Annotated in this window: 5 protein-coding genes and 1 pseudogene; all 6 read left to right on the top strand. The window is 36.2% G+C overall.

Features of this window, described 5'->3' with window-relative positions; translation table 11 throughout:
- Nucleotides 1-440 (top strand): annotated as a pseudogene (locus HRG09_RS27775) (hypothetical protein); the annotation flags it as partial.
- Between the two features lie 247 nt (nt 441-687).
- A complete protein-coding gene (locus tag HRG09_RS27770; RefSeq protein WP_174104024.1) occupies nt 688-945 on the top strand; it encodes a hypothetical protein in 258 nt (85 codons plus the stop codon).
- A complete protein-coding gene (gene mobP2 / locus HRG09_RS27765) occupies nt 942-2,150 on the top strand; it encodes a MobP2 family relaxase (protein ID WP_174104023.1) in 1,209 nt (402 codons plus the stop codon). The genes HRG09_RS27770 and mobP2 overlap by 4 nt, the downstream gene beginning before the upstream one ends.
- Nucleotides 2,147-2,617: a hypothetical protein gene (locus HRG09_RS27760; RefSeq protein ID WP_174104022.1), complete on the top strand. Its 471-nt coding sequence runs from the start codon at nt 2,147-2,149 to the stop codon at nt 2,615-2,617. Before mobP2 ends, HRG09_RS27760 begins: the two co-directional genes overlap by 4 nt.
- A gap of 64 nt (nt 2,618-2,681) precedes the next feature.
- Nucleotides 2,682-2,963 carry a hypothetical protein gene (locus tag HRG09_RS27755; RefSeq protein WP_174104021.1) on the top strand — a complete coding sequence of 94 codons (282 nt, stop codon included), beginning with the start codon at nt 2,682-2,684 and terminating at the stop codon, nt 2,961-2,963.
- Nucleotides 2,956-3,258, top strand: a 303-nt coding sequence (locus HRG09_RS27750; protein ID WP_254610198.1) for an ArdC family protein, incomplete at its 3' end; no start/stop codon positions are given. The genes HRG09_RS27755 and HRG09_RS27750, both read left to right, overlap by 8 nt.

Here is a 3,258-nt window from a genome sequence, read left to right as displayed (position 1 = left end):
GGACAAAGCGAAAGGCTGAAGGAGAAAATGAAACTTCAAAAGAAGATGAAAAGCAAACATTCTTAAAATCATTCTTCTCCGATCAAAAGAAAACAGAAATAGAAGAGGGTATTTCACAAAAGAGTAAAGGTGATTATGCGAAAGTGTTTATCGGTATGGAACAAAAAATATTAAAAGAAAAAGTAAAACAATACGATGAAGCCATGAAACAAGAAACGTCTAAGCAAACAGAATGGCAAAAGCAAATCACGGAATGGAAGAACGATTCTAAGTACCAAACCGAAACGGAAAAAATGGAAACCGACGCAAAAATTAACTCAAAAGAAACGAATATTAGCCAGTCAAAAGAGAAGGTTGAACTATATAAATGGGAGCAAGGACAAGTGAAAGAAAAGATTAAAAAATTAGATGAAAAAGCAAAAGATGTAGAACGTTCGTGAAAAAAGTTAGGTCAACAGCATCTCAACATTAAGGGGTTTTGGGTCAACAGTAACTCAACATTTGGGTCTACAGGACATCAACATCAGGCGATTTTGAGTCAACAGCACCTCAACATTTGAGTTACTTTCTTGTTCCCACGGTTTCGCTAGGCTTTGCCTAGCTTCACACCCTAGGTGGGAACAAAAACCCCTTATGCTCTTCTCACTATTTTTAGTGGAGATCCCGAATTTGGAGGAGGAAATGAAAATGGAGATAAGAGTTCGAAATATGAATCCAATTGCGGTGAAACGAATTGATGAAATTGCAAAGGCAAAAGGGCTTTCAAGAGATAAATTCTTACGGGGGCAACTTGAAACATTAGCATTCTATCGTGAACAACAAAATCGTGAATTGTATCTTCAACAGTTGCTAGAAAAAAATATCTATGCGATGGAAAGTTGCTTTGAGGCTGTAAAAGAAATGAATGCTTTTTTGCAAATGATGACGCAGGATGATGAGGCATGAGTCATTCAACAAGTCCTTCACAAGCAACGGTGACGCCTGGTGTTGTGACTGTGTCTCGTTTTGTTACGGCGGATGGAAAAACATTTCAGGATTATGTGGAGTATGTCGACCGAGAAGATGCGAAGAGAGAAGGGGAAGCACATGGGAAAATGTTTTCTCTGTATCAGGATTATATGGGAGATGCAGAGAAGACATCTTCCCTTTTCACGGAGCATAGTAACGGTTTAAAGGAAAATGAAAAGAAAGACCTTAAAAAGATGTTTCAGCTTGCGCAAAAGAATAAAAGTATTATGTGGCAAGATGTCATTACTTTTGATAATCATTGGCTTGCTGAACATGGTGTGTATGATCCTAGAACACGTACTGTAGATGAAACAAAATTAATGGATGTTACCCGATTAGCAATGAAAGAAATGTTAAAAAGAGAAAAGTTAGAACATACAGCGATTTGGTCAGGAGCGATTCACTATAATACGGATAACCTTCATATTCATGTCGCAACTGTTGAGCCATTTCCAACGAGAGATCGTGGGAAGCGAAAACAAAAAACATTGGATGCGATGAAAGGAAAAGTGGTTCAAAATATTATGGATCGTGGTCAGGAACAAAAACAGATTAATGATTTAATTCGAAAGAATATGGTTGCAAAAAAGAAAGAAGATTCCACATTCACATGGCGCAATCGAGAGCTAAAACCATTATTCCAGTTCATTTATAAACGTTTACCAGAAGATAAAAGGCAATGGCAATACAGTTACAATACATTGCGCCCACTCCGCCCTCATCTTGATGCATTAACGCAAAAATATATTGAGAAGCATCATAAAGAAGATTATAAACAGTTTCTTCAAAAGTTAGATAAAGAAGTAGATGTATTAAAGAGAGCATATGGAGAAGGCTCTGGTGATAAAAAAAGATATGAAAATTATAAGGAAAATAAAATAGAAGAGCTTCACAAGCGAATGGGAAATGCGTTTTTACAAGAGATGAAAGCATATGATAAAGAACGACAGCGCATAGATAAAATGCTAGACCGAAAGCCTAGAGAGCGAAAGAATTTTCAGCAAAATGTATCGATGCAATATGCACTTAGGAAAATGGAAGGAGCATTCAAAAGCGAATATGAAAGTTGGAAAAACCAACGTTACTATGAACGTCTTCAGAGAGAAATCCAACAACAAAATGAGAGGGGATATGAACGATGAGAAAGATTAGGAGGGTGTTTTCTATTGATGAGGAAACAGATCAATATATTACAGCATATATGGAGGAACATAAAATTCGAAATGGTTATAATGGTGACGCAATCGCTCGAATTTGTAAAGAACATAAAGAAGCGAAACAACAAGAATGGTCGCTTCGATATATTACAGAAGTCGTGACAAAGCATCTTCATGAGGTGTTGAAAGAAGAACTTACAAAAATCCGACTCGGTACGAATAGTGCTGATAAAAATACACAAATGTTAATCGAGTTTATGAATGGCATCTATGAGCATGAACAGTATCAAGGGGTTTGTACAACTGATATTGCAGAAACTGAAGCAACAAAACATATAAGGGAAGTAGTAGAGGAGAGAATTGCACATAAAAGACAAAAGAAGATGGATCATCAAACTTCGAGGGGGCAAACAAAAGAAGAGTTTGTTCCAATTGAGGAGGTGAACCTATAGAGCTACTTGAAGAGATTGTGAGGAAGAAAAGTCAGTACAATTAAAAGGAAAAGGGGAAGAAGAAATGTTACTATTTCATGAAGAAATTGAACTTGGAATCATAAAATCTATTGGCGAAAGAGAAGTTACTTTTCACGTCGCAAATCAAGAAATTACAATCCCATTAACAGAAGAGGAAGAACAAGAGTTATTTGATTATATTGAGCTTCCAGAAAATGATTTACTGATTCCCATCAACATGAAAACTCATAAAATATGTGTTCCAACAGACTTAGAAACCTGGAATGAAGAAACGATGGATGAATTAATAGAAGCTTCATCAAAGGGAGCGGAAAACAATGAGTAAAAAGTGTTCCCCTGTTTCATTTGAAGAGAAAAAACAAAAAGTAGTAGCACTAACAAAAAAGATGGAAAAGAGCATAGAGGGTTATTTTCGTACACCTGAAGACTTAAAAGAATATTTGTCATTTATGGCAAAGTTTTATCGCTATTCACCATCTAATATTGCATTAATACAGAATCAATTTGAGGGATCCAGAGCGGTGGGTTCCTTTTCTTTTTGGAAAGAAAAAGGATTCTCTGTTAAAAAAGGTGAGAAAGGCATTCAGATTCTAGTTCCGAACCAGACGACAACAAAATTC

Source organism: Bacillus sp. Xin1, assembly GCF_013314535.1.
Taxonomy (GTDB): Bacteria; Bacillota; Bacilli; order Bacillales; family Bacillaceae_G; genus Bacillus_A.
This window is presented reverse-complemented; position numbering and strand designations above follow the sequence as displayed.

What these genes read in the sequence shown, in the direction of transcription:
- HRG09_RS27770 (WP_174104024.1), top strand. Translation starts at nt 688, where the DNA reads ATGGAGATAAGAGTTCGAAATATGAATCCAATTGCGGTGAAACGAATT.
- mobP2 (WP_174104023.1), top strand. Translation starts at nt 942, where the DNA reads ATGAGTCATTCAACAAGTCCTTCACAAGCAACGGTGACGCCTGGTGTT.
- HRG09_RS27760 (WP_174104022.1), top strand. Translation starts at nt 2,147, where the DNA reads ATGAGAAAGATTAGGAGGGTGTTTTCTATTGATGAGGAAACAGATCAA.
- HRG09_RS27755 (WP_174104021.1), top strand. Translation starts at nt 2,682, where the DNA reads ATGTTACTATTTCATGAAGAAATTGAACTTGGAATCATAAAATCTATT.